Origin of the sequence: Abyssisolibacter fermentans (assembly GCF_001559865.1) — a bacterium.
Classification (GTDB): Bacteria; Bacillota; Clostridia; order Tissierellales; family MCWD3; genus Abyssisolibacter; species Abyssisolibacter fermentans.
In genome coordinates, this window is record NZ_LOHE01000021.1 from 1 (window position 1) to 2,051 (window position 2,051).

Annotated in this window: 1 protein-coding gene and 1 pseudogene; both read left to right on the top strand. The window is 37.4% G+C overall.

Annotated features, from left to right (window positions below; translation table 11 throughout):
* Window positions 1-166: pseudogene (locus AYC61_RS01180) on the top strand (reverse transcriptase domain-containing protein); the annotation flags it as partial.
* 543 nt (window positions 167-709) lie between these two features.
* Window positions 710-1,954, top strand: coding sequence for a group II intron reverse transcriptase/maturase (ltrA, locus tag AYC61_RS01185; protein ID WP_066495584.1), 1,245 nt, complete (start codon window positions 710-712; stop codon window positions 1,952-1,954).
* The last annotated feature ends 97 nt before the right edge of the window (window positions 1,955-2,051 follow it).

Genomic DNA, 2,051 nt, shown 5'->3' on the forward strand with positions numbered 1-2,051 from the left:
ATACCTTGAATCTGGTATTATGATTAATGGTATAGTAGTTAAATCGGAAGATGGAACACCGCAAGGTGGTCCGTTAAGTCCATTACTCAGTAATATAATGCTTGATAGTCTAGATAAAGAACTTGAGAAAAGAGGACATAAATTCTGTAGATATGCTGATGATTGTGCGCCACGAAGGGTGTCAAAGTAGCGCAAGCTACTTGAAGACAGCTATGCTGTACAGATGATGGTGGTAGGTCCACCGAAATCGCCATACAGGTGGAGGTTTCAAACCACCTTAAGGTGCTGTAGACAAAAGCTATGGTATTGAGCGTTAAGGAAAAGGCAGTTATAACTGTCAGGTGGGTGTTAAGGAGATGAATGAGCACGTGAACCACTTACGGAAATGTCGAAAGCGTAAGGATTCCATCAAAACCAAGGGGTAGTCGTTAATTTGGGATAAGCTTAGAGGAAACCTGTTTACTGTCTAAGCGGTGGGCGGCATAAAGGTGGCATGAACTTGACACAGGCGTCTGTATGGAACGTGGGAACCCACGGACTGATGTTAAGGGAGTATTTCAAGCGGAAGAACCGTAAGAAAAGAGTACCAATATAGTCATGGGGGCAGATTGGGTTGTAGTAGCGAAGAAGTTTCTGTAATGGAAATGGAGCAAAGAACCCGAGTTATCCAGTTTCTAGAATAAGTCAACTTTGAAAGGAGGAGGAACTTATGCAAGAAACAAAGCCATTTAGTATTTCAAAAAGAGCTGTAATGATAGCTTATGAGAAAGTTAAAGCAAACAAGGGAACATACGGAGTTGATGAACAGTCTATAAAAGATTTTAAAGATAATTTAGAGAACAATCTTTACAAAATCTGGAACAGAATGTCGTCAGGAAGTTATTTCCCCAAACCTGTAAAAGCTGTAGCAATTCCAAAGAAGAATGGTGGAACTAGAATACTAGGTATTCCAACTGTTGAAGATAGAATAGCACAAATGATAGCAAAGCTATATTTTGAATCACAAGTAGAGCCGATGTTTTATGAGGATTCCTATGGATATAGACCATATAAATCAGCAATACAGGCAATAGAAAAGACAAGAACAAGGTGTTGGAGGAAAAACTGGGTACTAGAGTTCGACATCAAAGGTTTGTTTGATAATATCAGGCATGATTACCTAATGAAAATGGTGAAAAGGCATACTAAAGAAGAATGGATAATTCTATATATTCAGAGGTGGCTGACAGCACCGTTTCAAATGGAAGATGGAACAATAATTCCCAGAATATCTGGAACTCCACAAGGAGGGGTTATCAGTCCAGTTCTTGCAAATTTGTTTTTGCACTATGTATTCGATGATTTTATGGTGAAAGAATTCAAAACGATTCAGTGGGCGAGATATGCAGATGATGGAATTGCACACTGTGTATCATTAAAACAGGCTAAGTATTTACAGAAAAGATTGCAGGAAAGATTTAAACAATTTGGATTACAACTTAACCTTGAGAAAACAAAGATTGTGTACTGTAAGGATGATGATAGGAAAGGTAATTATTCAAATATATCATTTGATTTTCTAGGATACACATTTAAACCAAGAGGTGCTAAGAATAAGTATGGTAAGTACTTTACAAGTTTCTTACCAGCAATAGCGGAAAAAGCAAAGAAAGCAATACGTAAAGAAGTAAGAAGTTGGAGATTGCAACTAAAAGTAGATAAGGACTTGTGGGATATAGCAAAGATGTTTAACAAGAAAATACAGGGATGGATTAACTATTATACACATTTCTATAAATCGGAAATGTATGGAGTACTTCGATATATCAATAATTCTTTAGTTAAATGGGTTCGTAGAAAATATAAAAAGCGAAAACATAAACGGAGAGCAGAATATTGGTTAGGTAGTATTGCACTAAGAGATAGGAATTTGTTTGCACACTGGAAAATTGGAATATTACCAACAGCTGGATGATGGGAGCCGTATGAGCTGAGAGGTTCACGTACGGTTCTGAGAGAGACTAAGGGGGAAGTTCCTTTGGTCTACTTACTGTAATATATATGTCAAAAGT